The sequence below is a fragment of the Paenibacillus sp. Y951 genome (genome assembly GCF_056786395.1).
Genome location: NZ_JBXCIY010000065.1, coordinates 1 through 1,665, shown reverse-complemented (window position 1 = coordinate 1,665; position 1,665 = coordinate 1). Strand labels below are relative to the sequence as shown.

Annotated in this window: 1 protein-coding gene; it reads left to right on the top strand. The window is 45.5% G+C overall.

Annotated features, from left to right (window positions below; translation table 11 throughout):
- Nucleotides 1–25 precede the first annotated feature (25 nt).
- Nucleotides 26–1,665: non-ribosomal peptide synthetase (locus AC1TPB_RS24810; RefSeq protein WP_482078939.1), on the top strand; the 1,640-nt coding region annotated here is incomplete at its 3' end.

The window sequence follows — 1,665 nt, the reverse complement described above, 5'->3', positions numbered from 1 at the left end:
CCAGGATTATCCGTTCGAGGAACTGGTGGAGAAGGCGGAGGTACGGCGAGATACGAGCCGCAACCCGCTGTTCGACACGATGCTGGTGCTGCAGAACATGGAGATGAGTGAATGGAAGGCGGAAGAGCTGACAATTCGGCCGTATCCGCAGGAAAACAGCATCGCGAAATTCGACCTGACCGTGGCTGCGGTTGAGCAGGAAGGGCGACTGTATTTCGACTGGGAATACAGTACGGCGCTGTTCAAAGAGGAAACGGTTTTAAAAATGATGCAGCATTATTTCAACATCATTGATTGGATTGTGGAGCATCCGGAAACCTCCATCGGCAAAATCCCAATGCTTTCAGAAGGGGACAAGTTTCAGCTATTCAATGAATTTAATAAAAAAAATGAAATAACTTGTACCTATCAACCTATTCATTATTTGTTTGAAGAGCAGACAGATCAAGCGCCTGAAGCAACAGCACTGGTCTGGAAAAACCAATCCATTACTTATCGTGAGCTAAATGATAGAGCCAATCAGTTTGCTCATCAGCTTCGTGCGAAGGGTGTCGGATCAGATTCGGTCATAGGCATTCTTGCTGAACGATCTCCAGAGTTGATAATCGGTATGATGGCAGTACTTAAGGCTGGCGGCGCATATTTACCGATCGACCCAACATACCCGACGGCGCGGATCGCATACATGCTGGAAGACAGCGGCACGAGGATTGTATTAATGCAGGAGAAGTGGACCGACAAGGTACCGTTTTATGGAGAAACGATAGTTCTGAACCAATCGGTTGTATCGAATGAACCGACAACAAATCCTGAACGGATCAATTGTGAGAGCGACCTGATGTATGTTATTTATACCTCGGGGTCTACAGGGCAGCCGAAAGGCGTTATGGTCGAGCATCGTAATTTTCACAATTTTTCATTCTCGATCCAAAGTAACTTTGGCAGAACCATTATTCGTGATGATCGCTGCCTAAGTTTAACCAGCATATCGTTTGATGTTAGCGTATGTGAAATATTTTTACCATTTGTCTTCGGTGCTACCCTTGTCCTTTATCCGATTCCTAAGCTCTCTGATTTTAACCATCTTGCCAGTTTCCTTGTGGAAGAAAGGGTCACATTCGCCTATTTGCCGCCTACGGTATTGAATGATATTTGTGATTTACTTGAACCTCAACGTGAACAGTTAAGTTTAAACAAGCTACTGGTCGGTGTCGAACCGATTAAAGATGATACGTTGGACAGGTATTTTCAGTTCAGTCCCGAGATGAGAATCATTAACGGATACGGGCCGACGGAAACTACCATTTGTTCGAATATGCATATTTTTGAGCATCGAGAGACATCCGGAAAAAATGTGCCAATCGGCAAGCCAATTCTCAATAGCCAGAATTATATCCTAAATGAATCATTTATACCCGTACCTGTCGCAGTTGCAGGGGAACTGTTCATTTCTGGCGCTGGTGTCGGAAGAGGTTATTTAAACCGCCCGGATCTAACCCGCGAACGCTTTATTGATAATCCTTTTCTTCCAGGCACGTTTATGTATCGTACGGGAGACCTTGCAAGATGGCTGCCGGATGGGAATCTGGAGTACCTTGGAAGGATTGACGAGCAAGTGAAAATCCGGGGATTCCGGATTGAGACAGGTGAAATTGTGCAGGGTCT